Source organism: Streptomyces sp. NPDC018964 (assembly GCF_044390325.1).
Classification (GTDB): Bacteria; Actinomycetota; Actinomycetes; order Streptomycetales; family Streptomycetaceae; genus Streptomyces.
In genome coordinates this window covers 14,009-40,591 of the sequence record NZ_JBIRYZ010000019.1, presented here as the reverse complement: position 1 = coordinate 40,591, position 26,583 = coordinate 14,009, and the positions used below count along the sequence as shown (strand labels likewise).

General features: G+C 74.8%; 15 protein-coding genes. 7 read left to right on the top strand and 8 right to left on the bottom strand.

Annotated features, from left to right (window positions below):
* The first annotated feature begins 144 nt into the window (after positions 1-144).
* From ACH5AO_RS26725 to ACH5AO_RS26705, 5 genes are read left to right on the top strand one after another with little or no spacing between them, the layout of a single operon-like run.
* Entirely contained in the window at positions 145-999 is an 855-nt protein-coding gene (locus ACH5AO_RS26725) for a DUF4132 domain-containing protein (RefSeq protein WP_398928890.1), read from the top strand.
* Positions 996-6,044 (top strand): hypothetical protein, encoded by a 5,049-nt coding sequence (locus tag ACH5AO_RS26720; protein ID WP_398928888.1) that lies wholly within the window; start codon positions 996-998, stop codon positions 6,042-6,044. Before ACH5AO_RS26725 ends, ACH5AO_RS26720 begins: the two co-directional genes overlap by 4 nt.
* Positions 6,045-6,079: 35 nt before the next feature.
* A complete protein-coding gene (locus ACH5AO_RS26715) occupies positions 6,080-7,249 on the top strand; it encodes an AAA family ATPase (protein WP_398928886.1) in 1,170 nt (389 codons plus the stop codon).
* Between the two features lie 5 nt (positions 7,250-7,254).
* On the top strand, positions 7,255-10,785 hold the full coding sequence (locus ACH5AO_RS26710; RefSeq protein WP_398928884.1) for a DUF5682 family protein: 3,531 nt from the start codon (positions 7,255-7,257) through the stop codon (positions 10,783-10,785).
* Positions 10,782-12,521: a hypothetical protein gene (locus ACH5AO_RS26705; RefSeq protein WP_398928882.1), complete on the top strand. Its 1,740-nt coding sequence runs from the start codon at positions 10,782-10,784 to the stop codon at positions 12,519-12,521. The genes ACH5AO_RS26710 and ACH5AO_RS26705 overlap by 4 nt, the downstream gene beginning before the upstream one ends.
* 83 nt (positions 12,522-12,604) lie before the next feature.
* Here the strand turns inward: ACH5AO_RS26705 and ACH5AO_RS26700 are convergent, their stop codons facing one another.
* The 3 genes from ACH5AO_RS26700 to ACH5AO_RS26690 form a co-directional block, all read right to left on the bottom strand.
* Positions 12,605-13,114 (bottom strand): hypothetical protein, encoded by a 510-nt coding sequence (locus ACH5AO_RS26700; protein ID WP_398928881.1) that lies wholly within the window; start codon positions 13,112-13,114, stop codon positions 12,605-12,607.
* Between the two features lie 632 nt (positions 13,115-13,746).
* Positions 13,747-14,838: a DUF475 domain-containing protein gene (locus ACH5AO_RS26695; protein ID WP_398928879.1), complete on the bottom strand. Its 1,092-nt coding sequence runs from the start codon at positions 14,836-14,838 to the stop codon at positions 13,747-13,749.
* A gap of 121 nt (positions 14,839-14,959) precedes the next feature.
* Positions 14,960-15,922, bottom strand: a complete 963-nt coding sequence (locus tag ACH5AO_RS26690; protein ID WP_398928877.1) for an NADP-dependent oxidoreductase — start codon at positions 15,920-15,922, stop codon at positions 14,960-14,962.
* Between the two features lie 128 nt (positions 15,923-16,050).
* Here ACH5AO_RS26690 and ACH5AO_RS26685 point away from each other — a divergent pair, with 128 nt between their 5' ends.
* Positions 16,051-17,031, top strand: a complete 981-nt coding sequence (locus tag ACH5AO_RS26685; protein WP_398928875.1) for a GlxA family transcriptional regulator — start codon at positions 16,051-16,053, stop codon at positions 17,029-17,031.
* Between the two features lie 88 nt (positions 17,032-17,119).
* On the opposite strand, the gene ACH5AO_RS26680 is transcribed toward ACH5AO_RS26685, so the two are convergent.
* From ACH5AO_RS26680 to ACH5AO_RS26670, 3 genes are all read right to left on the bottom strand, one after another.
* Complete coding sequence (locus tag ACH5AO_RS26680; protein WP_398928873.1) at positions 17,120-18,646, bottom strand: FAD-dependent oxidoreductase; 1,527 nt, start codon at positions 18,644-18,646, stop codon at positions 17,120-17,122.
* Between the two features lie 47 nt (positions 18,647-18,693).
* Positions 18,694-19,581, bottom strand: a complete 888-nt coding sequence (locus ACH5AO_RS26675) for a diiron oxygenase (protein ID WP_398928871.1) — start codon at positions 19,579-19,581, stop codon at positions 18,694-18,696.
* 443 nt (positions 19,582-20,024) lie between these two features.
* On the bottom strand, positions 20,025-20,906 hold the full coding sequence (locus ACH5AO_RS26670; protein ID WP_398928870.1) for a hypothetical protein: 882 nt from the start codon (positions 20,904-20,906) through the stop codon (positions 20,025-20,027).
* A gap of 242 nt (positions 20,907-21,148) precedes the next feature.
* On the opposite strand from ACH5AO_RS26670, the gene ACH5AO_RS26665 reads away from it, so the two are divergent.
* Positions 21,149-22,663, top strand: a complete 1,515-nt coding sequence (locus ACH5AO_RS26665) for an MFS transporter (protein ID WP_398929030.1) — start codon at positions 21,149-21,151, stop codon at positions 22,661-22,663.
* Between the two features lie 182 nt (positions 22,664-22,845).
* Here ACH5AO_RS26665 and ACH5AO_RS26660 read toward each other — a convergent pair whose 3' ends face one another.
* Together ACH5AO_RS26660 and ACH5AO_RS26655 are read right to left on the bottom strand one after the other, a co-directional pair.
* Positions 22,846-24,405, bottom strand: coding sequence for a DUF4139 domain-containing protein (locus ACH5AO_RS26660; RefSeq protein WP_398928868.1), 1,560 nt, complete (start codon positions 24,403-24,405; stop codon positions 22,846-22,848).
* A gap of 6 nt (positions 24,406-24,411) precedes the next feature.
* Entirely contained in the window at positions 24,412-26,457 is a 2,046-nt protein-coding gene (locus ACH5AO_RS26655; protein ID WP_398928866.1) for a DUF4139 domain-containing protein, read from the bottom strand.
* Between the last annotated feature and the right edge of the window lie 126 nt (positions 26,458-26,583).

Sequence of the window (26,583 nt, the reverse complement as noted above, 5' to 3'; positions counted from 1 at the left end):
GGTGCCGGGCAGGCAGGGCCCCGCGGGACACCCCGCCCGCCGGGCGCCCCCTCCACCGCCGTGGGACGGGGATACCGGGACCCGTTGTCAGAGCCCTGCCCTACAGTTCCCGTCACTTGATCACTGCGGGTGCGGGAGGCACGCATGGGGTGGGTGTCGGCAGGCGGCTACGAGGTCGCCCTCGACGGCGGCAAGGTGGTGTGCCGCAACGCGGCCGGACGGCGGCTGAAGTCCGTACCGTCCAAGATCGCCGACGATCCGGCGGTGGTGGGGCTGCGCCAGCTCACCGAGTGGCTGGAGCGGCACGAACGGCAGTGCCTGGCCGATGTGGAGCGGTGGATGGTGCGCTCGCTGCCGGTGCCGTTCGAGGTGCTGGCGCGGGTGTGGCCGGACCTCGCCTGGCAGGCCGCCCTCCGCGACCTGGTGGTCACGGGCACGGACGGCGCGGTGGCCGGGTTCCTGCGGGATGCCGACCCCGAGCGCGGCCTCGGCCTGGTCGACCTCGACGGCGACACCGTCCGCCTCACCCCCGGCCTGGTCCGCCTGCCGCACCCGGTGCTCCTCGACGACCTGGAGGAGCTGCGGGAGTTCGCCGTCGAGCTCGGCGTCGAACAGCGCGCCCAGCAGCTCTTCCGCGAGGTGTGGCACCGGCCCGCGGCACTCGACGCCGAGGCCGCCTCCGTCGAGGACCACGCGGGCGGCGTCTTCAAGGAACTGCGGTTCCTGCACGGCCGGGCGACCCAGCTCGGCTACCGCGTGCGCGGCGGCCACGCCGTGTGCTCCGTGGTGGAGGACGGCCACACCGTCGAGGCCCGGGTGTGGGTCGGCGACCACGACGGCTACATGGAGACGGAGACCGGCCCCCTGGTCTTCACCGACCCGGCCGGCCGGGTGCTGAAGCTCGGCCGGGTCGGGCCGGTGGCCTGGTCGGAGGGCATGCGCATGGCGGCCGCGCTGTACGCCGGACGCGACATCGAGGACGAGGAGCGTGCGGCGTGACGACGTACGACGGATTCACCTACGACGAGACCACCTCCGCCGCGCTGCTCGACGCCGGCGCCGTACTACCCCCGGGCACCACGGACCGGGAGGACGCCGACCTCCTCACCGTCCGCACGTACACGCACACCGCGCTGGACGAGCGGAAGGTCGTGCGGCTGGTGCCGGGCACGCTGGGCGAGGCGGAGGACCTCGCCCTGGACTTCCTCGGACTGGCCCGCGAGCCGGAGACCCGCGAGGTCGGACAGGTGCGCCGGGAGACCCTCGGCTTCCCCGCGTGGGCGCTGGTCAACGACCCGGCGAACGGACGCCACGCGCTGGCGCTGGTCAAGGACGTCGAGCGGCTCGCCCGCCAGGCGAAGTCCCGCCCCGGCAACGCCAAGGAGGGCTTCGAGGCGCTCGGCGAGCGGCTCGGCCGTGCCGTACCGCACTTCCTGCCCACCTTCTACGAGCAGGCCGCCCGCGTCTTCCTCCAGCACGAGAACACCACCTACGCGGCGGCGTTCTTCGGCAAGGCCCGCGAGGCGGAGCGGGTGCACGCGCTGACCGTGGACGAGGAGCGGCAGCGCGCCGTGTTCCTGGAGTTCGCCTTCGCCGGGGCGCTGACGGTCAAGGCCCTCAAGGAACACGTGAAGGCCCTCGCCGCCCGGCTCACCCCGGCCGAGGCCTGGGCGCAGTTCCGGCAGCTCACCGTGGAACGCTGCGCGGCCGGCATGCCGCCCTACGCGTCGCTGCCCCAGGACGCCCGCGCCCTGATCAAGGCCGCCGGCCTGGACCGGGTCACCGAGGAGTGCGCCCTGGTCGCGGACCTGCTCGCCTCGCCGGCGGCGGTCCGGGCGCCCGCGTCCTTCTGGAACACCTACCGGGCGACCCTCGTCGTCCTGGCCGGACAGCAGCCCTCGGTACGCGGCCGGCTGCTGGAGATCATGCCGGCCGGTCTCGGCCGCTCCACCGAGGACGACGAGTTCTGGCTGGCGCTGCTCTCCGAGACCGGCGCCGACCGGCTGCTGACGGGGGAGACGGAGACGGCGGACGGGACCGACGCGGCGGACTGGCTCAGCCGCTGGTCCCTGCACCGCAAGCACGGCGGCACCGTCAGCGACCGCTCGCCGGCCACCCTCACCCTCGTGGAGCGCATGGCCCCGCGCCTGCGCGAACGGGGCCGCCCCGTCGACCTGTTCACCGGCCGCTGGCACGCCGGCACCGACCTCGACCTGCTGGACCTGTGCCTGGCGCTGGACGTGCCGTTGGCCCCGCCCGGGGACGACACCGACGTCCACATCGCCCTCGACCGGTGGCTGCGCGACACCCGGCCCGGGCGACGCGACCTGACAGCCGTCGCGGTGGACCGCTTCGGCCGCCGCACGCTCCGTCACGCCGTCGGCAACCAGCAGGGCCGGCACACTGGCCAGGAGACGCTGGAGGCGATCGCCGCCCACCCCGTGCTCGCCGAGGTGCTCCGCGAGTGGCTGGACGACGCCGCCCGCGAGCTGGACGGCGCGGCCGGTCTGGAGGCCGCCCGCACCGCATTGAAGCGGCTGAGCCCGTTCCGCGCGATCGCCGCACGGATCAGCCCGGATGCCGTCGCCCGCGCCGCCGCGCTCGACGTGGCACCGCTGCTCGGCAGCACCCTGCGCGCCGGCATCCCGGACGAACTGGGCTGGCCCGCCCTCGACGAGGCGCTGCGCCGGCTCGACGCCGAGACCCGGCGCGACAGCGAGGACACCCTCGCCGTCCACGAGGCCTGGCCCGCCCTGATCCTCTCCCGTAGGCACAAGGCGATCGTCGTGGGACCGCGGGACGTCCTGCTCGAGCACGACCTGCGGCTGCCCGTCGAACTGGACCGCTGGCAGCGCCCCTCGTTCCGCTACACCGACGGCGAACTGCTGGTGATGTGGCGGCAGGACAACAAGCAGTACGGCTACTGGTCGGCCCGCCCGGCCGAGGTGTTCCCGCTGGGCGGCGAGAAGCTCCCGCACTGGTACAGCGGCGGCGACGCCGGCGAGACCTCGATCCCGCTGCCGGACGGCGGACGGGCCACCGGCGGACGCGCCCTGCACGCCGGCGACACGGTCCTGCCGCCCGCGCGCCGCGTCCTCGGCGACGGCACCTCCTACTGGCGCCAGGGACGGCAGGGGACGCGGCAGGTGTGGCTCGAGTACGACCCGGCCACCGGCACCCACGGACGTGCCTCGCTGCCCGCCTTCCTGAACTCCGGCATCCGCGACGGCGCCACCCTCCGCCAGGAGCACTGCTCGGTGCTGCCCCTGCAACCCGGCCTCGAGGACAGCCCGTTCGGCACGGACGGCACGGTCCTCGGCCGCTGGGTGCGCACCGAGGGCGACGGCGACGAGGCCCGCACCACCGTCGGCACCCCGGACGGCCGGACCGTCACCCTGCCGGCGGCACACGGAGGGACACCGGTCGGCGCGCTGCGGCTGCCCGGCGGCGTCGAGCCCCTGGTCGTCGCCCACTACCGTCAAGTCGCCCTGTACACGACGGACGACACCACCGGTGTGCGGGAACTGGGCCGGCTGACACCGCTGGAACGCGGCGGCGAGTTCGCCGCCGGCACGCGGCTCGTACCGCCCATCGACTTCTGGCACGCGCTGCGGCCGCGCGACGAGAACGCCTCGGCGCTCCTGAGGGCGCTGAGCGACGAACAGGCGGAGGAACTGCTGCGCGCCGGGGCGCAGGCGCTGGCCGAGCGGCAGGCGGAGATCGTGGCGGCTGGGGCACAGACCGGCTCACCGCAGGCCACCGGAGGACGGAACCCCGCGGTGACCACCACCGGCAAGCCCGCCGTCCCGACCGCCGACCAGGTGGTGCGGGAGGCCGTGTCCCGCACCCTGCCCGCCCTCACCGAGCCGCACCTGCTCACCGGCGTCGCCGCCCTCGTGCACGCGGTGCTGCGCCTGGCGGCGTCCGTCGCCACCTTCGTCACGCCCCCGGCCGAGCGGCCCAGGACGGAACGCGGGCGCACCGAGGGCATGTTCGCCGACTACAGCCCCGAGGACGGCGACGAGCAGACGCTGCGCGAGGCGACCTCCGGCCTCGCCGACCTGCGCGGCTGGTGGGGCGGCGGACAGAGCTGGAGCACCCTGCGGCAGATCCGCGCCGTGAACCACGTCCTGTCCGGCAAGCCCGCCGACGGCAGGCCCCTGCCCGCGTCGTCCCGGTCCACCGGGGCCACCGACGGGTGGCGCAGCGACGAGTTCACCGTCCCCGGCATCGGCGCGGTGTGGCCGTCCGTACTGGACGCACTGCGCCCGCTCGCCTACCGCGCCGCCTCACCCACCCTGACGGAACCGCACCGCCGGGCCCTGCTCCTGCTGTTCGAGGCCATCACGGAAGGGCCCCTGGCCGCACCCGGGGGCGCGCTGCGCGAGGTGGTGCTGAGCGAGCCGCACGACAAGCAGGAGCGCGTCGGCCAGGTGCTGCGCCGGGAAGGCCGTACCGTCGTCGTCCTCGGCTGCCGGAACGTCGACCACCGCACCGGACGGGTCAACTGGCTCGCCCTGGACCACGACCCGGCCGGCGCCTTCGGCGCCGTCGCGCACTTCACCCTGGAACGGGAGACCGCGCACCCGCCGGTGTTCCCGGCCGACGCGCTCGCCGCGGTCACCGCGCTCGTCCGGGACAAGGGCGCGGCGCCCTGGCAGCCGGAGGCCCCCGCCGCCCTGACCGCGGCCACCCGCGGCGGCCTGGGCCCCATCCAGGCGGCCCTGCTGCTCGCCGGGCGGCCGTCACAGCTCACCGACGAGGTGATCGCCGCCACCGGGCTGAAACCGCGCCAGAAGCAGTTCGGCGACGCGCTGCTGGGCTCGCTGGAGCCCGGCGACCGCCTGGCGCTCATCGGCGCGCTCCTCCCCGGGAACCCCGCCGACCTGTGGACCGCCGGACCGGACACGGACGCGGCGGGCCGCGTGTGGGCCGAACGCCTCGACGGGGTCGTCCGCCTGCCCGAGGACCTCGCCGCGGAACTCTCCCCGGCCGGTGTGCCCGCCGACTCCGTCGAGGAACTGCTCAACCCGCACCGCACCCCCTGGCTCAGCCGCACCACCGTGCAGCGCCCCGACAAGGACGGCAACCTCGTGGCGGAGGACCCCGGGGCCGTCCCCGGCCGGTACCACCTGACGCGCGCCGTGGCCGTCCTGGCCGGGCTCGCCTACTCCCTGCCGTACGGGCACCCCCTGCGCGCCGCCCTGCCCGCGGGACTCACCGCGCTGCGCCGCCGCGTCGCGGACCCCGGGCTGCTGCTCGACCTCGACCTGGAGTGGACCGAGAAGGGCACGCCGACCGCCGCCGAACTGCGCAAGGCCTACGGACTGCCCGCCACCGGCGGCGCCGACGCGCACGGAATGACCCACGTCGGCGAGGCACTGGTACTGCGCCCCTGGTACGGCGACCAGGAAACAGTCCTGGTCCGCACGAGCGCCCTCGGCTCGGTGGACGACCCCCTGTTCGGGCTGATCGAGGGAATCGTCGGCCCCGGACGGCGCGACGGCATGCACGCGCTGCGGACCGTCCTTGGCGACGAACTCGCCCGCGCCCTCGCGGCCGGAACGGACCCCGCGGGACCCGCCGGCTACGCCCAGGACCCGACCCTGAGCGTGCCCGCCCTGGTTACCGAGGTCGCCGGAACCCACGGCCTGAGCGAGGACGCGGCGGCGCTCTACCTGCAACTGCTGGCCCTGCCCGACCCGACGGACCGCAACCGCGCCCGCTGGACCGGCTGGAAGCCCGCCCGCGCGAAGAAGGCCCGCACCGAACTGGCCGCCACCGGCCTGGTCGTCGAGGCGAAGCGGGCCCGCGCCGGACGCACCCTCTTCCTGCCGTGCGGCTGGCTCGACCTGAAGTCCCCCGCCCTGCCGGTGGAGATCTGGAAGAAGGGCCTCTACCCGCTCCACGACCACTCCCACGCGGTACCGCTGATACCGGTGCCCGAGCTGTTCACCCGCGCCTGGGACCGTGTCCGCGCCGGCGACGCACCCGCCTACGAGGAACTCACCACCCGCGCCACCCGCAAGGGCCGCCGCCGATGACCACCGTCCACCCGCACTCGGAAGAACCCGCGCCGATGACCACCACCCCGTCCCCCTCCCCGGCCCGCCAGATCGTCCCGCCCGAGGACCGGTACGCCACCGAACTCGCCTTCCTCGCCGCCCACGACGACGGACCGCGCCCGCCCGCCTGGCGGCTCAGCCCGCGCGCGGTCGTCACGTTCGTCATGGGCAGCGGCGGCCGGGCCCTGAAGCTCCCCGACGGCGCCGGAGCACCCGAGGGAGTCCCGCACCGCATGGTGATCGAGGACAAGTTCGTCGGCGACCGGGCCCTGGTCGAACGGTGCGTGGTGACCCTCGCCGGCGAGCGCGGTCTGCTCCTCGTCGGCGAACCCGGCACCGCCAAGTCGATGCTGTCGGAACTGCTCTCCGCCGCCGTGTGCGGCACCAGCGGCCTGGTCGTGCAGGGCACCGCCGGCACCACCGAGGACCAGCTCAAGTACGGCTGGAACTACGCGCTGCTGCTGGCCCAGGGCCCCACCCGGCAGGCGCTCGTGCCGTCCCCCGTCCTGACCGCCATGTCCCGGGGCGCGATCGCCCGCGTCGAGGAGGTCACCCGCTGCCTGCCCGAAGTGCAGGACTCCCTGGTGTCGTTGCTCTCCGAGCGGCGCATCGCCGTACCCGAACTGGCCGGCACCGAGGACGCGCTGGCGCACGCGGCACCCGGCTTCAACCTCATCGCCACCGCCAACCTCCGCGACAAGGGCGTCTCCGAGATGTCCGCGGCCCTCAAGCGCCGCTTCAACTTCGAGACCGTCGGCCCCATCGGCGACCTCGACGCGGAGACCGCGCTGGTGCGCGGCCGGGCGCGGGCGTCCGTGGAGCGCGCCGGAGCGCCGTTCCAGGTCGACGACGCCGTGCTGGAGGCCCTGGTCACCGCGTTCCGGGACCTGCGCGAGGGCCGGTCGGCGGAGGGCTGGGAGGTGGAACGGCCGTCGACGGTGATGAGCACCGCCGAAGCCGTGTCCGTCGCCGGCGCGCTCGCCCTCGCGGCGGCCTACTTCCCGGGAGACCGCGACATCCTCGGCCTGCTGCCCGGACACCTGCTCGGCGTGGTCCGCAAGGACGACCCCGCCGACGCCGCCCGGCTGCGCGGCTACTGGGACGGCCCCGTCCGGCGCCGTGCCGAGCAGGGCTCCGCCACCTGGCGCACCCTGTGGGACCTGCGCACGGTCCTGGAGGGCTGACGGCCGTGTCCCTCTCCCACGGGGCCGCCGCCGCCCCGCCTGTCCCGCCCGACGAGGCGCTCGCCGCCCTCACCGACCCGTCCGCGCCCTACCTCGTCGGCGTACGGCACCACGCGCCCTCCCTGGCCGCCGCCGTGCCCGCGCTGCTGGACGAGGCGGAGCCGGAGGTGCTGCTCGTCGAACTGCCCGCGGAGACGCAGCAGTGGCTGCCCTGGCTGGGGCACGAGGAGACCCGGGCCCCCGTGGCGCTCGCCGCCGCACCCGGCGACGGCGACGGCGGACCGGCGTTCTACCCGTTCGCCGACTTCTCGCCCGAACTGGCCGCCGTGCGCTGGGCCGTCCGGCACGGCGTGCCCGTGGTCGCCTGCGACCTGCCGCTCGCCGACCGGGCCTGGACCGGCGGACGCCGGGCCACGGGGACGGGGGCGGGCGGCCCCGGTCTCGCCACCGTGCTGCGCACCCGGCTGACGGGCCGCCCCGGTGACGACCTCTGGGACCGGCTCGTCGAGGCGACCGCACCCGGCTCCCCGCCCGAGGCGCTGCGCCGGGCCGCCCTGCTCACCGGGTGGGCCCTGCGCGAGGACGCGGTCGCCTCGGGCGGCGTACCGGAGCTGGACCTGCGGCGCGAACGCTGGATGCGGGCCCGGCTGGCCGAGGCCACCGCGGGCGGCGAGCGGACCGCCGTGGTGGTCGGCGCCTTCCACGCCCCGGCGCTGCTGCGGCAGGACGCGGGGGACGAGGACGGGGCGACGCCCGCGGACGGACGACGGCCCGTGTGGAACACCTCGCTGATCCCGTACACCTACGCCCTCCTCGACGAGCGGTCCGGCTACCCGGCGGGCATCCGGGACCCGGAGTGGCAGGACATGGTCCTGCGCGCGGCGGGCGACCCGGCCGCGCTGGAGGAGGGGCTGACCCGGGCGGCCGTACGCGTCTGCGCCGAGCTGAGGAGCCTCGGCCACCCCTCGGGACCGGCCGACGCCCAGGAGATCAGCCGGCTCGCCTCCGACCTCGCCCGGCTGCGCGGCCTGCCCGCGGCGGGCCGCGGCGAACTGGTCGAGGCGGTCCAGACGGTGCTCGCGCAGGGCGAGCCGTACGGGCGCGGCCGGGCCGTGGCACGGGCGATGGAGCGCGTGCTCGTCGGCACCCGCACCGGGCGTCCCGCGCCGGGGGCGCCGCGCAGCGGACTCGTCCCCGCGGTCGAGGCCGAACTGGCCCGGCTCGGCCTGCCCGGCCCCGAGGAGGGCGGCCCCGGCCCCGCCCGGGACCTGCGGCTCGACCCGCTGCGGTCCGACCTCGACCGGCGCCGCGAACTGCTGCTGCGCCGGCTCACGGTGTGCGGCGTGCCCTACGGGGAGGCCAGGGAGGTCGTCGGCGCGGGCGGCGCCGAGGCCCTCACCTCCCGCTGGGAGGTGCGCTGGACCCCCGCCACGGCGGCCGTGCTGACCACGGCCGGCGTACGCGGAGTCACCCCCGCGCAGGCCGCCGAAGGAGTCCTGCGCGAACGGCGCCGCCAGGAGTGCGACGAGGGCGGGCCGACCGCCGCACAGGCCCTCGAAGGGCTGGAACGGGCGGCGGAGTGCGGCCTGCCCGGACTCGCGGACCAACGGCTCGACGACGTCGCCGGCGTCCTGCCCCAGGCCGGCACCCTGCCGGAACTCCTCGCCGGACTGGCCCTGCTCGACCGGCTGCGGGCCGGCCACGTCCCCGGGCTCCCCGCCGACCCGGACCGCGAGCCCCGGGCGGCCGCCGCCGCGGAACTGCTCACGGCGGCGGCGGTGCGGCAGGTCGACGGACTGACCGGGTCGGAGGACCCCGCCGACGCCCACGCCCTGCTCGAATTCTCCCACCGCGCCGACCCGCTGGGCGGCATCCGGCTCACCGACGCCCTGGACCGCCTGTCCGCCGGCGGCTCCCCGCTGATGCGCGGCGCCGCCGGCGCCGTACGCGTCCTGCTCGGACACGAGGACGCCCGCGCCTTCGGCGACCGCGTGGCCTCCTGGGTCGACGGGGCCACCGACCCCGGCTCCCGCGCCGCCCTCACCGCCCGGCTCGGCGGACTGCTGACCGCCGCCGGCCCCCTGCTGGAGGCGGCACCCCCCGCGCTGGAGCCCCTGCTCACCCGGGTGACCGAACTGCCCGACCGGGCGTTCCTCGACCGGCTCCCCGCCCTGCGCGGCGGCTTCGACACCCTGAGCCCCGCGGCCCGCGACCGCCTCCTCACGGCCGTCGAGGAACGCCTCGGCGCCACGCACGTCGCCGACACGGACGACGTCGACCCGGTCGCCCTCGCCACCTGGACCGCAGCGGACTTCGCCGCCCGCGAAACCCTGCGGTCGCTCGGCCTGCTGCCCCCACCGGGCGGCGGTCCGGCAAAGGACGCGCCACAGCGCCCGGAGCGCGGTGCCCCAAAGACCGCCGGGGAGCACACCCTCGCCCCCGCCGACCGCTGGCGCCTCCTCCTCGGCCGCCGCGCCGACCGGCTGCCGCCGTCCGCCGCACCGCTCGCCACCGCGCTGGACGAGCTGTACGGCAGCGGACGCGGCGAAGGCAGCCGGGGAGACCTCACGGGCCCGGGAACCGGCGGGGGACGGCAGGCGCCGTACCCCGGGGTGCGGGAGTGGTCCGAGGAACTGGCCGCGCTGTTCGGCCCCGGCATCCGGGAGGAAGTGCTGGCGACCGCCGCCGCGTCGGGCCGCAAGGACGTCCTCGCCGAGTTGGACGCGGACAGCGTGCGGCCCTCGGTGGACCTCCTGCGCACCGTGTTGCGGCACGCGGGCGGACTGCCCGAGGCCCGGCTGGCCGCCCTGCGCCCGCTCGTACGGCGGCTGGTCGACGCGCTGACCCGGCAGCTCGCCACCCGCCTGCGCCCCGCCCTGCACGGCACCGCCCTGCCCCGCCCCAGCCGGCGGCCCGGCGGCGGCCTGGACCTGCCCCGCACCCTGCGCGCCAACCTGGCGACCGCGCGCCGTACCCCGGAGGGCACGGTGCGGGTGATCCCCGAACACCCGGTGTTCCGCACCCGGGCCCGCCGGGCCGCCGACTGGCGGCTCATCCTGGTCACGGACGTGTCGGGGTCCATGGAGGCGTCCACGGTGTGGGCCGCGCTCACCGCCTCCGTCCTGGCCGGGGTGCCGACCCTCTCCACCCACTTCCTGGCGTTCTCCACGGAGGTCATCGACCTCACCGGGCACGTGGAGGACCCGCTGTCGCTGCTGCTGGAGGTCAGCGTGGGCGGCGGCACCCACATCGCCGCCGGACTGCGGCACGCCCGCGAGCTCGTCACCGTGCCGTCGCGCACCCTCGTCGTGGTCGTCAGCGACTTCGAGGAGGGCTACCCGCTCGGCGGTCTCCTCGCCGAGGTCCGCGCACTGGTCGGTGCCGGCTGCCACGTCCTGGGCTGCGCGAGCCTCGACGACACGGGCCGGCCCCGCTACTCCACGGGCGTCGCCGGGCAGCTCGTCGCCGCCGGCATGCCCGTGGCCGCTCTCAGCCCGCTCGAACTCGCCCGCTGGGTAGGGGAGAAGATCGCATGAGCCCGGACCTGCCTCCGGTCGTCCCGTCCGTCACCGCCGAACTCGTCGCGGCGCTCTCGCCCCGGCTGCGCAAGCGGCTGGACGCGGGCGTGACCAAGCTCCTGGCGCGTCCGGCCGTCCGGGAGGGCGACACCGTGCGGATCGCCGTCGACGACGAGACCGACGTCGTCCTGCGGGCGCCCGGCGGTACGGTGACCGGCGCGGACGCCATCCACTGCGGATGCCTGCTGGCCCCCGACTGCCTGCACCGCGCGGCGGCGGCCTCGGCCGCACCGGTCGCCGAGGAGACCCCGGCCCCCGCCGAGGCCATGGAGACGGAGGAGGGGACAGGGTCGGCGCAGCCGGAGCCCGACGCCGCCACCGCGGAACAACGCGCCGCGGCCCGAGCGGTGTTCGATGCGGCCGCGGCCGTCCTGGAAGCCGGCACCGACGGCGCCGGCGCCGTGCTCCAGGCAGAGCTCCTGCACGCCGCGCACACCGCCCGCCTCGCCGGCCTCCCACGGGCCTCGGCCGCGGCGGTCTCCGTGGTGACCGGGGTGCGCGCGGCCCGCTCCGCCGACCCCGGCCACCGCCTCACCGGCCTCGCCGACGCGCTGGCCGCGGTCCTGGGTGTCACCCACCGCTTCCCGCACGCCACCGGCCCGGACCTGACCGAACTGCGCGGCACGGTCCGGCAGCCGTACCGCCCCGACGGCTCCCTGCGGCTGTACGGGCTCTTCTCCGAGCCCGTCCTCACCGCGACCGGATACGCGGGCGCGGTCACCTGGACCGCCGACGCCGACGGACGCCTGTACACGGTCTCGGACGTGGCACCGGGCGGACCCGCCCGGGCGACCGGCGCCGCCGACCGGGCCGTACGGATCGGTGACACCACCCTGACCCACCGCGAACTGTCGCGCGCGGGCCTCGCCGTGTCCGGGGCCACCGTCTCCCCGACGGGCCGTCTCGGCGCGGGGGCGGGCGTGCGGGCGGTCCGCGCCTCCGGCGCCGACTGGCGCGCCGAGCCGCTGGACCGGCTGTGGGCGGTCCCCGCCGCCGAGCAGGTGGCCCGGGCACTGGACGGCGGGCAGGACCTGCTGTTCCTGGAGGTGACCCTCGAGGGCACGGTGCGGGAGACGACGGGCGACTGCCTGCTGGCCGACTGCGCGGGCCTGCCCCTGCGGCTGGCCACCGCCCACGACGATCCCGCACTCCCGTACCGCGACAACCTCCGCCTGCTCGCCGCCGCCGGGGGCAGCCGGCTGCGGATCGTCGCGCGCCTGGCACCGGGACCGTGTCCCCGCGCCCTGCTGCTCGCCACCGAACACCCCACCGACCCCGGCGCCCGGGTGGACCTCGGCCTGGACCGCCTCCGGCGCGCGGACCTGCCCGCCGGGGCCGTCGCACCACCCGCGCGGGCCGTGCCCGTCGGCGACGAGGCCCCGCTGCACCTGCTGCGCCGCCGAGTCCACCAGGCGGTACCGGGAGGCCGCCGTGTCCTCACCCTCGCCGGGAACCGGTCGGGCGACGGCGCCCGGCTGCGCCGTCTCGGCCTCGCCACGGCGGGCGACCTCCTCGACGACCTCCACACCGCCGCCGCGGACCGCTCCCGCGACACCTTCGGCCGTCTGCTCCCGGCCGACACCGGCCGCTTCGCCCGGGCCTGGCTCGCCGCCGCCGTCTACACCGACACGGTCGAACGGGCCCTGTGCGCGGCCGCCTGGGGAGCGTCCGCCACCGAGGCGCGCGGTGCGTAGGCCGGCCGGCGCCTCCTGGCCGTCCTCGGCGCAGCGTCCGGTGACGCCGTCCATGAGGGGAGACGCGGCCGGCGGACGAGCCGTCAGGCGGCCGGGTGGATGACGAGCTTGAACTCCGCCAGGACGATGTCCCGCGTCACGCTGTCGTCGTGGGTGGCGCGCACCGCGAGCGGGACGGCCGGGTCGACGAAGACGCCCCACTGCTTCGTCCAGCACTGCATGCCGGGACTCGGCGGCCGGTGTTCCGTCGCCGTGGTGTCACGGGGTGCAGGGGTGAGGCCGAGCGGGTCCCGGACGAACTGGTCCCGCAGTTCGCCGTAGTTCCCGGCCTCCCACTGGATCATCGCGTACAGGACGCCCCAGCCGGCCGTGCTGGGCCATATCAGCCCGGACCGGTCGTCCGAGTCCCAGTCCGTGACCACGTACCCGTCCGGCTGGTTCACCTGGTGCATGGAGAACCGGTCGGTGGACTCCGCGGACCCGAACGGGAACCGTACGACCGTGTAGGGGCTGTCGGCCGGGACCGGCTGCGGAGTGTCCCGCTTCAGCGAACACACCTGCACTCCGGGCGAATCCGTCGCGTCGATGGACATGGTACGAATCTGCCCGTTCCCGGACGGTTCGATGCGGGCCCATCGGGGCCACGGGGTTCGTCACGACCCCGCCGTGCCGCACGGTCCGGCACGGAAATGAGGTGCGGCCGGTGGTGGCCGCCTCCTACCGTGCGGTCATGCGCGTCGTCTTCACCAAGGGTCCCGGTACGAGCTACGACATCGCGGTGCACCGCGAGACCGGGGCGGCGCTCGCCCCGCGCAACGGGCCCGGCGGGCATCCGTACCTGCCGCACGACCTGGTGCACTTCCTGGTCGAGGCGGAGGCGGGCATCGAGCTCGGGGTCTACGGGCGGCTGGCCGCCGGCGACAACGGCCTGTTCTGGCCCGCCGACCCCGCGGAACGCGCCAGGGCCGCGAGGCGCCGCAAGTCCAGGCCGGTGAAGCCTTCCCCCCGGGCGCGGGCGGACATGGCCCTGTCGGAACACCTGGCGGGCATCGCCGTACCCGTGTGGGAGGTGCGACGCGGTCATGCGCGGCGGTTGCCCGCGTATGTGACGGCGGGAGGGATCCCCCCCGGTGGTCGACCGGATCGTGTCCCGGTTCGACGTGTACGCCGACCGCTGGCACGCCCTGCCGGCCGGCGGTTCGCTGACGCTGACGTGGTGAGGAGCTCACCGGCGTGCGGCGCGGTTGCGGCGGACGGAGGAGAGGAACGACGCGCTGATGAGCGCGACGCCGATGAGGCCGGTGACGACGTCGTCGACCTCGTACCGGATGCTGACGAGAAGGACGAGGGCGAGCGCGCCGATCGCGTAGTGGGCGCCGTGTTCGAGGTAGACGTAGTCGTCGAGGGTGCCCTGGCGGACCAGATACACGGTCAGGGAACGGACGTACATGGCGCCGATGCCCAGGCCGAGCGCCATCAGCACGATGTCGTTGGTGATGGCGAACGCGCCGATGACGCCGTCGAAGGAGAACGACGCGTCCAGCACCTCCAGGTAGAGGAAGGTGAAGAAGGCGGCCCTGCCCGCCAGGGCGACCGCCGGCCGCCCCGCCCCGGCGTCCCCGGACCGCTGCCCGGCGGGCTCCCCGGCCTCCTCGGCGGCCAGCCTCCTCTCGAAGAAGTCGGAGAGCCCGCCCACGACCAGATAGGTGATCAGTCCCGCGAGGCCCGAGACGAGAACCGTCTGGGCCTTGTCGGCATGTTCGCCGCCGTGCTGGTGGGCGTGGGCGGCGAACGTCACGGCGGTGACGAGGAGGACCCCGAGGGCGACGCAGACCGACAGCATGTCGATCCGGCCGAGCCGGGCCAGCAGCCGTTCGACCGGGCCCAGCCACTTGACCTCACGGTCCTCCAGGACGAAGTCGAGGAAGATCATCAACAGGAACATCCCGCCGAACGCGGCGATCGACGGGTGTGCGTCGGTGACGAGTTCCTGATAGCGGTCCTTGTCGGTGAGCGCGAGGTGGACGGCCTCGGCCGGCGCGAGCCGCGCGCTGACGGCGACGATGACGACGGGGAAGAGCAGCCGCATGCCGAAGACGGCGATCAGAATGCCGATGGTGAGGAAGATCTTCTGCCAGAAGGCGTCGAGCTTCTTGAGGATGCCGGCGTTGATCACCGCGTTGTCGAAGGACAGCGACACCTCCAGAACGGCGAGGACGGCGACCAGTCCCAGGGCCGTCCAGCCGTCGTAGAGCACCCCGGCGGCCAGACCGAGGCCCGTGACGGCGAAGGCCCAGCGGAACGTCTTCAGCAGCACGCGGCACTCCCCACTCCCTCGTCGTGCTCGTCGCCGGACGACGGGCCCCCTTCCAGTGCCCCTCTCAGGGATGTCTACTACGCCGGTGCCGCGGAGGAGCGGCCGACACCGCGCCGGCGGGTCACCGCGTGACGTCCAGGACGAGCTTGCCGCGGGTGTGGTGGGTCTCGCCCCGGCGGTGCGCCTCGGCGGCCTGCTCCAGCGGGAACACGTGCTCGACCTCCACCCGGAGGTCGCCCGCGTCGACCAGACCGGCGATGGTGGTCAGGGCCGCGCCGTCCGGCTCGACCAGGAGCGGGCTGGTGCGCACCCCGGCCCGCTCGGCCGCGGCGGCCAGCGCCGGGGAGACACCGCTCGGGACGGAGATGACCAGGCCGCCGGGCCGGGTCACCGCCACCGACCGTGCGTCGGTGGCGTCCGCGTCGCCGATCAGGTCGATGACGACATCGATCCCGCCGGTCACGTCCTCGAACCGCTGCCGCGTGTAGTCGATCGTCTCGTCGGCGCCCAGCTCCTTGAGCCAGGCGTGCCGGGGCTCACGGGCGGTCGCGACCACTTCGGCGCCCAGATGCCTGGCGATCTGTACCGCCAGATGCCCGACACCGCCGGCCGCCGCGTGCACCAGGACCCGCTGACCGGCCTTGACGCCCGCCGTGTCGACCAGCGCGTGCCACGCGGTGAGCGCCGCGAGGGGCAGGGCGGCGGCCTCGGCGTGCCCGATCGAGGCGGGCTTGCGCGCGAACTGGCGCGACGGCGCCGTCACGTACTCGGCGTAACCGCCGGCCGGGCGCGGGAACCAGGGCATCGCGTACACCTCGTCACCGGGCGCGAGCGTGGTGACGCCGAAACCGACCTCCTCGACGACCCCGGAGACGTCCCAGCCGAGGACCAGCGGCAGCGTCTGCAGTCCCGCCATGCCCTGTCCCGCGCGGGTCTTCCAGTCCACCGGGTTGATCCCGGCGGCGTGCACCCGCACCAGCACCTCGGTCGGCAGCGGTTCGGGCCGCGCGATCCGCCCGACGGTCAGCACCTCCGGCCCGCCGAACTCGCCGATGGTGACGGCACGCATGGTGCGCTCGCTCATGTTCTTCTCGTCTCCTGTTTTGTTCCGTTTGTACGAAGACCGGGCCGGGCCCGGTGATCACCCAGTCTCGCCCCGTACCCCTGGACGGAGTGAGTGGCCGGAGGGCCACCTGTCGTACCATTCCGGCCATGGTGCACCGTATCGCCGTTCTCGCTCTCGAAGGCGTCCTCGCCATGGACCTCGGGATCGCCTCGCGCGTGTTCGACGCGGCGTGCGATCCGTCCGGCGCGCCGCTGTACTCCGTGACGACCTGCTCGCTCGGCGGCCGGCCGGTCCGTACCCACGAGGGCTTCCGGATCGTCGTCGACGACGACGAGTCCCTCCTGGAACGCGTGGACACCGTGGTGATCGCCACCCAGGAGCCCGGGAGACATCTGCTCGCCACCGGCGAACTGCCCGCGGAGGTCGCCGGGGCGTTCGCCCGGATCGGTCCGCGCACCCGTGTCGTCAGCCTGTGCACCTCGGCGTTCCTGCTCGCGGCGGCCGGAATGCTGGACGGTCTGAGGGCCACCACCCACTGGGTGCTCTGCGACGCGTTCGCCCGGCGCTTCCCCCGGGTCGAGGTCGATCCGGACGTCCTGTTCGTCGACAACGGGCGCATCCTGACCTCGGCGGGCGGCGCCGCCGGCATCGACGTGTGCCTGCACCTGATCCGCCGGGACCACGGCGCGGCGGTGGCCGGCGCGGCGGCGCGCCGGTGTGTGGTCGCGCCCTGGCGCGAGGGCGGACAGGCGCAGTTCATCGAGCACCCGGTACCCAAGGACGCCGACCGTTCCACCTCGGCCACCCGGCAGTGGGCCCTGAACCGGCTGGCCGAGCCCCTCACGCTGGAGGACCTGGCCCGGCACGCGCACATGAGCGTACGCACCTTCACCCGGCGGTTCCGCGACGAGGTGGGCACCAGCCCCCTTCAATGGCTGCTGCAGTGCCGGCTGAACCAGGCGCGCCTGCTGCTGGAGTCCACCGAGCTGACCGTCGCGCGCGTGGCCACGGCGAGCGGCTTCGGCGACGCCGTGGCCCTGCGCAAGCACTTCTCCGCCCACCTCGGCCTGTCCCCGCTGGCCTACCGCCGTGCCCACAACGCCCCGGACCTGACGGCGACGGGGTGAACGCCCTCGGGTGACGCCCGAGGACGCGGTCCACGGGCGGGAACATGACGTTCTGCCTCACCCCGGCCAGGAGTGGGAGGTGGGAACCTCAGCGGCGCCGACGGCGTACGAGGCGGCGGAACGCCCTCGGCCCGCCGGCCGGCGCGGGCAGGGTGCCCGCCACCGCGTCGGCCAACAGGGAGCCGACGGTCTCCGCCGCGCAGGCGCGGTTGGCGCCGATGCCTCCCGACGGGCCGCGTTTGATCCAGCCGGCGACGTACGTCCCGGGCCGGCCGGTCACCCGACCGCGCTCGTGCGGCACGGTCCCGGTGGCCTCGTCGAACGGCAGCCCCGCCGGGGCCACCCCGCGACAGCCGACCGCCCGCAGGACCAGGCCGGCCGGAATCTCCGGCTCGGCGGTGCCGCCGGTGACCCGCACGGCACGCGTGTCCTCGCCCCCGCGGACCGCCATGGGGGAGGAGTGGAAGCGGAACACGATGCGCCGCCGCCCGCCTGCCGCACCCGGCGGCAGGGACCAGTCGACGGTCTCCCGCGCCACACCTCGCAGCACCGCCGCCTTGTCCCCCGGACCGGCGGCGTCGATCACCGCCCCGGTGCGCGGATCGTGGTCGTCGACGAGCAGATCCACCCCGGGAAGGTGCTTCAGGGCGAGCAGCTCGGGTCTGGTGTACGCCGCGTGCTCCGGCCCGCGGCGTCCGAGCAGTACGACCTCGCGCACCTTGCCGCGGCGCAGTTCCGCCAGCGCGTGGCCGGCGATCCCGGTGCCGGCCAGCGTCCCGGGATCGGAGACCAGGATCCGCGCGACGTCGAGGGCGACGTTGCCGTTGCCGACCACGACGACACGCTCGCACGACAGGTCGACGGCGTCCGCGGCGACCTCCGGATGCGCGTTGCACCAGGCGACGAAGGTGGTCGCGGAGACGCTGCCCGGCAGGTCCTCGCCCGGGATGCCGAGACGCCGGTCCGCGGCGGCGCCCACCGCGTAGATCACCGCGTCGTGGTGGGCGGCGAGTTCCTCCGCGGTGACGTGGGTGCCCACGTCGAGACCCAGGTAGGTCCGCGCGCGCGGATGGGTGAGGAAGCGGGCGAAGGACTCACCCACCTTCTTGGTGGCCGGGTGGTCCGGCGCCACGCCGTACCGGACGAGCCCGCCGGCGACCGGAAGCCGGTCGACGAACGTCACCTCGGCCCGGGTGTGCAGCAGCAGGTCCCTGGCGGCGTACATGCCGGCCGGGCCGGTGCCGACGATTGCGACCCGCAGCGGTCCGAAGTCCGAGGGCAGCACCCGGTCGAAGGACGGCGCGCCCCAGGCGTGGAGGTTCGGCCCCGGACGCGCCGGTGACTCCGTCCCCACAGGGAGGTCCTGCTCGAAGTAGGCGGCGTTGATCCGCGCGTACTCCCGCTGCCCGCCGGTCAGCCGGTCGAGCGGGAGGACGGCGTCCACCGGGCAGGCGTCGGCGCAGGCACCGCAGTCGATGCAGCTCCTCGGGTCGATGTGCAGCATTTCCGTGCTGCCGAAGGCCCGTTCCTCGGGCGTGGGGTGAATGCAGTTGACCGGGCAGACGGACACACAGGTGGCGTCGCTGCAGCAGGTCTGGGTGATCGCGAAGGCCATGGTCGTCCACTCCGCCGAGGGCCGGTGCAGGTGCAGGGTGCGGGTCGTCAGACGAGGTGGGCGCGCCGGTAGAAGAAGAGCGCGGGCCCGGTGAGCAGCCCCACCGAGTCCAGGAACTCCATCAGGCCCGAACAGCTCGCCCGCATCATCGACTTGTGGTGCTCGTTGGCCTTCGCCTCGCGCAGCGCGCGTGCCTCGTCCAGGCCGGCGTTCGCGTAGACCTTCCGGTTCACCATGCTGGTGACGATGACGTGGGCGGCGACCGCGATCAGCAGAGCGTGCACACGGCGGCGCAGCCACCCGGCGCGCGCGAGATGACGACGGGTCTCCTCGCGGGCGAACTTCATGTGCCGGGATTCCTCGACGACATGGATGTTGTTGATGGTGCGGACGAAGGGCACGACCCGCTCGTCGCGCATCCAGTCGCGCTGCATGACGTCGAGGACCTCCTCGGCGACCAGGATCGCCGCGTACGCGGCCTCACCGAAGGCGACGGTCTTGAAGAACCGGCCCAGTTCCAGCGCGACCCGGTGCGGCCGGTAGGCCGGGGCCCGGAGCTTCTTCGCCCCGCGGGCGAACATGATCGAGTGCCGGCACTCGTCGGCTATCTCGGTGAGCGCCCACTGGACGGTGTCGTCCGTCGGGTCCTTGGCGTAGATGTCCCGCAGCACCATCTGCTGGAGGATCATCTCGAACCAGATGCCGGTGCTCGCGACGGACGCCGCCTCCTGACGCGTCAGCTCCTTGCGCTGCGCGTCGGTCATCTCGTCCCAGTAGGCCGTCCCGTAGAGCGTGCTCCACTCCGGGCTGGCGCCGTGGAAGTCCGTGTCGAGCGGTGTGTCCCAGTCGACCTCGGTGAGCGGGTCGTAGGAGAGCTGCGCCGACGAGTCCAGCAGCCGCCGGGCCACGTCGTCGCCGTAGATCGTGTTCCCCATGCCGAGGGCTCCTCGCCTCGAGTCCGATCAGTATTACCGCGGGTAACTACCCGCTTTGCTGACGAACTGTATAGCAAGAGGAGTCGCGTTCCTACCCCTAAGTAGCAAAGGAGCGCCGCCGGAACACCGGCCCCGTGCACCAGCACGGCGGTCGGCCCGGTGCCCGTGCCGGAGCCCGCACCGCCGCCGCTCCCGGACGCCGGGGACGGGCCGGCGGCCGTCAGCGCGGCGGCGGGGACGAGGGCGGCCAGGGAGAACACCCACCGGGCGGCGTGCCGTACGCGCGTCATGAGCACTCCTTCCGCGGGAGGAACGGATGCTCACGACGCTGCATGCCGCCGGCCGGCCCGGCGCCGCCGGCCGGCCCGGGCGGGTGAGGGTCACCAGGCTCGTCACGCGCCGTCAGCGCGGCCGGCCGGGTCCCACGGCCTTCGGTCCCGCGGTCACTCGATTCCGCTGGGAGTGGGCGTCGGCGTGCCGCCGGCGAGGACGTCCTTGAGGCGCTGCGTGCCCTGCTGGACGGCGGCCGTGGTGGCGTCGTGGTCGGCGCCGTCGAGCCCGCCGTTGGTCACCGTGATCGCGTTCGCGCCGATCTGGACGACGGCCACGTCCAGGGTGAGGGTCACGGGCTCACCCCCGCTGTCACCCTTCACCGTCACGGTCATTCCCTGCCGCGCGTCCCCCTCCTCGGGCAGGGACATCTCCACGACCTGGACGGTGCGCTCACCGTCGTCCCCGCCGGTCACGGTGAACTGGTCGCAGGTGTCGGGAAGCGACCGCAGCGACTTCATCGACTCGTCGAGGTCCGCCTTCTCGTAGGCCGCCACCTGGTAGAGCAGCCGGGAGTCGCCCTGCTCGAAGCCGGTGAGCGCCGACGACCCGGACGGGGTCCCCAGCAGGGTCTCGTCGTACAGCGAGTCGATCAGCCGCTGGCAGTCCGGGGCGTCGCTCTTCCCGCTGAGGAAGGCGGCCACGTCGACCTCCCCGACGAGCAGGGAGTCCCGCCAGGTCCGCGGCTTGTCGGCCTGGGTCCAGTCGCCCTCGAGGTCCGCCGAGGTGATCAGCGCGTTCCGCGCGCTCGTCTCGCTGAGCGTCGCGCCGGGTGACGACGTCGGGGAGGCGGTCGGGGACGTGGTGGTCGGGGACATGGTGGTCGACGTGGACGTGGGTGATTCGGTCTGCGCGACGGCCGCGGCGGCGGTCTTCGACCCGGTCGACGCGCTGTCGTCCGCGTCGGAACAGGCCGCCGTGGTGAGCAGGGTCCCGGTGGCCAGTACGGCGGCCAGGACACGGGACGAGCAGACGAACGGGCGAGGGGTGGTCACGAGTGCCTCCTGTGGATGGGACGAGCGCCCCGGCGCCGACCTGCCCCGAGCGCTTTTCTGCCCTTGTCCTCCCACCGCATCACCGGTCCGCCCGGGCGACCAGCGCAGCGGAGGCACATGGGTGAGAACCGCCCCGGCCGCACACCTGCGTAGCGGAGGAATCACCGGGAAGAAGCGATTCCGAGCGTGCTTCCCCGCGTCGTTCCGATGACGCTGATACGTTCCGTTTGCTATGGCATGACCTGGAAAGGAACCCCGCCACGTCCCCCATCGACAGCGAACCCACGCCCCCTTCCGAGGCGGCCAGGCGTCATCCCGCCCTCTTCCGTGCCGTCCGCCGCCGGCGGAACCCGCCACTGCGCCGGTCGGACATCACGGTGACGGACGAGCGGGCGGTCAGGCGAGCGGTGAAGGCGGCCTCGCTCGGCAACGCCATGGAGTGGTTCGACTTCGGCATCTACGCCTACCTGGCCGGCACCATCGGCCGCGTCTTCTTCCCCTCCGGGAGCGAGACCGCGCAGCTGCTGTCGTCCTTCGCCACCTTCGCCGTCGCCTTCCTGGTGCGCCCGCTCGGCGGCATGGTCTTCGGGCCGATGGGCGACAAGGTCGGCCGTAAGAAGGTCCTCGCGCTGACGATGATCCTGATGGCGGTCGGCACCGCCGCCATCGGCATGCTCCCGACCTACGCGGCCGTCGGCTTCTGGTCACCGCTGCTGCTGATCCTCTTCCGGCTGCTCCAGGGCTTCTCCACCGGCGGAGAGTACGGCGGTGCCTCCACCTTCATCGCGGAGTACGCCCCGGACAAGCGGCGCGGCTACTTCGGCAGCTTCCTCGAACTGGGCACGCTGGCCGGGTACACCGGTGCGGCGGGCCTGGTCACGGCCCTCACCGCCTGGCTCGGCTCCGACACGATGGACGCCTGGGGCTGGCGCATCCCATTCCTGCTCGCCGGGCCGCTGGGCATCGTCGGCATCTACCTGCGGCTGAAGCTGGACGACACACCGGCGTATCTGAAGCTGGAGCAGGGCACGGTCCACATCACCGAGGCCGCGAACGCGGTGGAGACCACCGCCCACGGCGACCTCGCCAAGATCTTCCGGCAGCACTGGCGGACGCTGGTGCTGTGCATCGCCCTGGTCGGCGCGTACAACATCACCGACTACATGCTGCTGTCGTACATGCCGACGTACCTGTCGGACGAGCTGCACTACAGCGAGACCCACGGTCTGCTGATCCTGGTGGCCACCATGGTGGTGCTGATGCTGATCATCAACCAGGTGGGCCGGCTGAACGACCGGTTCGGCCGCAAGCCGTTGCTGATGACCGGCATGCTGGGCTTCTTCGTCCTGTCCGCCCCGGCGTTCCTGCTGGTGCGGCAGGGCAGCCTGCTCGCCGTCTCGGGCGGCATGCTGATGCTCGGCCTGTCCCTGGTCTGCCTGCTGGGCACCATGTCGGCGGCGCTGCCGGCCATGTTCCCGACGCCGGTGCGCTACGGCTCCCTGTCGGTCGGCTACAACCTGTCGGCGTCCCTGTTCGGCGGCACGACACCGCTGGTCATCACGGCCCTCATCGGCGCGACCGGCTCGGACATGATGCCGGCGTACTACGCGATGGCCGCGGCCCTGGTCGGTGTCATCGCGGTGGCCTGCATGAAGGAGACGGCCCGGCAGCCGCTGGAGGGCTCGCCGCCCTCGGTGCAGACGGAACAGGAGGCGGCGGAGCTGGTGCGGTCACAGACACCGACACCGAAGTTCTGACGGCGCGGGCACACCCGGCGCGACCGCCGGGCCCACCGGGCGGACGCCACCGGCCCCGCGGCCTCACCCGGAACCGATCACCCTGGCCGGACACGCCCCGGGGCACCACCCGTCCGCGTGAACCCGCCGGGCACCGGGCGGACGGCTCGGGCCGGCCGGCTGCCCCGCTTCCGCGTCCGAGGTCACAGGCCGGTGACCTTGCTGCTCGCCGAGACCTCGTAGACCAGGGTGACGGTGCGCCGGCCGCCCGGGGCCAGCGGGACGTTCCAGCGGACGATGCCGTCCGCGTCGACCGCGTCGGGCGCGGGGGAGCAGTCGTCCCGGCGCAGGCGCACCTCCACCGCCGAGACCTCGGAGACCGGGACGCGCTCCCGGACGACGACCGTCCTGTCGTCGTGCTCGCCGGGGGCGGAGAACCTGGAGAGGTGCAGGCGGACGGTCCGGGTGAGGACGGTCCGCTGGGTGATCCCGGCGGTCTCGCGGGTCTCCTCGGTGTGCCGCAGCACCCGGTGGTCGTCCCGGCTGCCGAAGGCGAGCTCGAGGGGGGCACCGGGGGCGGTGAAGTCCAGGGTGCCGCGTCCGGTGAACCCACTGCCGCGGACGAGGTCGACCGGCCCGGCGAGCAGGGCGTGGCCGGACCGGTTGTCGCACCGCACCACCTGGTCGACCAGGGGCGACAGCTCGGGGGAACTGGCGTACTCACTCCTCGCGGGCGCGGTGAAGGAGGAGAGCGGCACCCGGTGGGCGCGGCCGTCGGCCGGCACGGAGACCGGCGCGGGGGAGTGGAGCACGCGCACCTCCCCGCCGTCGTCCACGCCCGGCAGTCCGAGCACGGGGACGGGGCCGAGCTCCGCGACCTCCTCCTCGCGCAGGTCGACGTGGACGGTGCGGCGCTCCGCGGCGGAACGCTCCTGGAGCGTCAGCCGGTCCTCGCCGAGCCGGGGCGGTTCCGCGGCCCCCGCGGAGCGGGCCGTCGACAGGGTCAGCCGTACGTCCGACCAGTCCTCGCCGGTGCGCTGCCAGACGATCGCGTCCGTGTCCAGCGTGAGGGAGTCCCCGTCGAGCACGGCCCGGTAGGCGGGCCGCCACACCGCGCACGGCGTGAGATGGCTCAGCCGCAGCCCGGCCCGCCCGGCGGCCGGGGCGCGCACGGTCAGCTCGATGTGGCCGACCAGCTCGGCGGGCTCCGTCTCGGAGAGGTCCAGGGCCCGCCGGGTCTCGGACAGTTCGGCGGTGACGGCGGACAACTCGGCCTCCACGGAGCGCAGCCGCTCGCCGTGGGAGTCGCGTTCGCCGTCCACCCGGTCCAGTTCCCGGGCCCAGCGGTCCCTCTCCGCCTCTCCGGAGCCGGCGCCCTCGCCGATCTCCCGCAGCAGATCGGTGGCGAGACGGCCGAGCAGGTCGAGGCGGGTACGCAGCCGGTCACGCCGTTGCTCCAGGTCCGTCCGCTTCTCCTCCAGGGCCGTCACCCGCCGGCGCAGCGCGGAGTCGCCGTCGGCGGGCCCCGGCCCGCGCGGCGTCCAGCTGCGGACGATCCGCGCGTCGAGCACGGTCGCCGGGTGGCCGTCGGTCAGCTCGGCGTGGAGGGTACGGTCGACGGCCAGCGCGCTGACCGGTCCGAGACGCAGCCGCTGCGTGCCGGCCTCCAGATCGAGCACGGCCGTCCGCTCGACGTGAGCGCGGTCCTCCGTACAGGTGACGGCGGTGACGGGGAGGGGGATGAGCCCCGATGACGTAGACATGCTGGGTCAGCTCCTGCGGTTGCCGCCGGTGAGGGCCTTGCCGGCCGGGATCCGGATCTCGTAGCCGCCGTCGAGGGCGGCGGTGCCGCCGGCGGGCAGCTCGATCCGCCACAGGCGGGTGCCCGGCGCGTGGCGCTCAAGGCCGGTGTCGTCCCCCGGTGCCGTCCAGCCGGCCCGTTCCTCGATCCGGATGTCCGCGTCGGAGGTGACGGGCACGCGCTCGCGCACCTCCACGGAGACGGGCACCGGAAGCCGGTTGGCCAGCTCCACGTGGACGCGGTGGTCGAGCACCGTGACGTTGTTGCGCAGCCCCGCGGTCGACTCGTGCAGATTCACCCGGCGGGTGACCCCGATGGCCTCGGCCGGTCCGAGCCCCACCCGGGACACACCGCCCGGGGCGAGCGTGGGCAGCGCGGCGGTCAGCAGGAAATCCTCGTTCACGGTGACCTCCACCGGACCGGCCAGCAGGGCCTGATCGGTGGCGTTGGAGAGCACCAGCGTCGTGTACACGGTCTGCTCCACGGACGGAACGCAGACGTACTCGGTGCGCAGACCGACCGGGATCTCGCCGACGGTGACGGTGTGCCAGGTGCCGTCCGAGGGGATGTCGGCGGGGGCGGCGGCATCGAACCGGTGGTCGAAGGAGCCCGCCGACTCGCGGGGCCGCACGGCGTACCCGGGAAGGGGCAGCGCGCCCACCGTCTCGGCGCGGCGGCGGTGCTCGGCGGCCACCGGGTCGAAACCGGAGTCGGGGAACAGCCTGCCCCGGCGGCCGACAGGCTCGTCCGGGCCGCACAGGACGAGTGCGGAGTAGTCGAGTTCGGCGCCGTCCGGCTGCGGAGGACCGGCCACGGGCACCGGCGGCGCGGACGCGGGGAAGGCCGCGGACGCGACGGGCGGTGGCGGAGCCGCTCCGTAGGCCGCTGGTGCTGCGGGTGCCGCGGGTGCCGAGCGCCGGGCGGCGGTGCGCGGCCCGGCGTCCGGCCGGGCCCGGACCGGCGCCACGGCGCCGCCGAAGGCCGGTGGGGAGGCGCCCTCCGGGAACGGGACGGGCGGTGGTGGGGGAACGGGGCCGGGCGCGGCACCGGCCACCGCATCGGGCGCCGGCCCCGTGCCGGGGCGGGGGCCCGCCGTGTCGTAACCGGCGAAGAGATCGGTCAGCCCCGCCGGGTGCTCACGCCAGCCCGAAGGCGCGGGAGCGGACTGACTGCGTCCCACGCGGATCGAGCGGAGCCGGGGCAGGCCGGTGCGACGGCGCAGATCGGCGGTGGCCAGGGCGATACGGACACCGGTCCAGTCCTCACCCGTGCGCTGGGCGACCGAGGCCCGCAGCACCAGGGACCCGTCGCTCTCGCCCTCCCGATGGGTGAGCCGGTAGGCGGGCACCCAGACGGCACCGGGCACCCCGTACTCCACCTCCAGCTCCACCTCCGCGCCGCCCGCTCCGCCCGCGCCGTCCAGCGTCAGGGCCGCGCACATCGAGCCGGCCACCGGTGCCGAGGGCACATCGGTGGAGGCACGGGAGATCCTGTCCACGACGACCGCGAGCTCGTGCTCGGCCCGGCGCAGCTCCTCCTCCAGCTCGCGGAGCCCGCCGTGCAGCCCGGTCAGGCGCTCGTCGACGAACTCGGAGAGCTCCAGCCACGCGTCGACCGGGGTACGGCGGTGCGGATCGTCCCGCTCGCGGGCCGGCGGCACCGGACGGAGCGCCGCGACCTCCTGGATCAGCCCCAGTTGCCGGTCCCGGCGACCCCGTACCGCCGCACAGTCGTCGCGCAGCCGTTCCTCTTCGCGCCGCAACTCGTCGGACGGCTCGGTGCCGAGGAGTTCGGCCTCCACCTCCACCCGGGCCTCGGTGACACGTACCCCGGACGCTCCGACGACGCGTGCCCGCAACGAGCCCGGGTCCAGCGAGCGGGGCAGTCCCGCCACCCGCACGCGTCCGTCCGTCGGCACCGTGCCCCGGGCCAGGCGGCGGCAGAGCGCGCCCCGCGCGTACACCACCACCGAATCGAGAGCCGACGCCCACCTCGGGGCCGCCCCAGCCGTCATGTGTTCCCCCACCCCGCCGTGTCCGTGCCGAGGGCAGCCTACGCGGTGACCCGTCGCCGGTCCTGCCAGGTCCCGGTGCCGGCACGGACCACGCGCGCCGGGCCGTCCGTCACGGGGCCCGGGGGA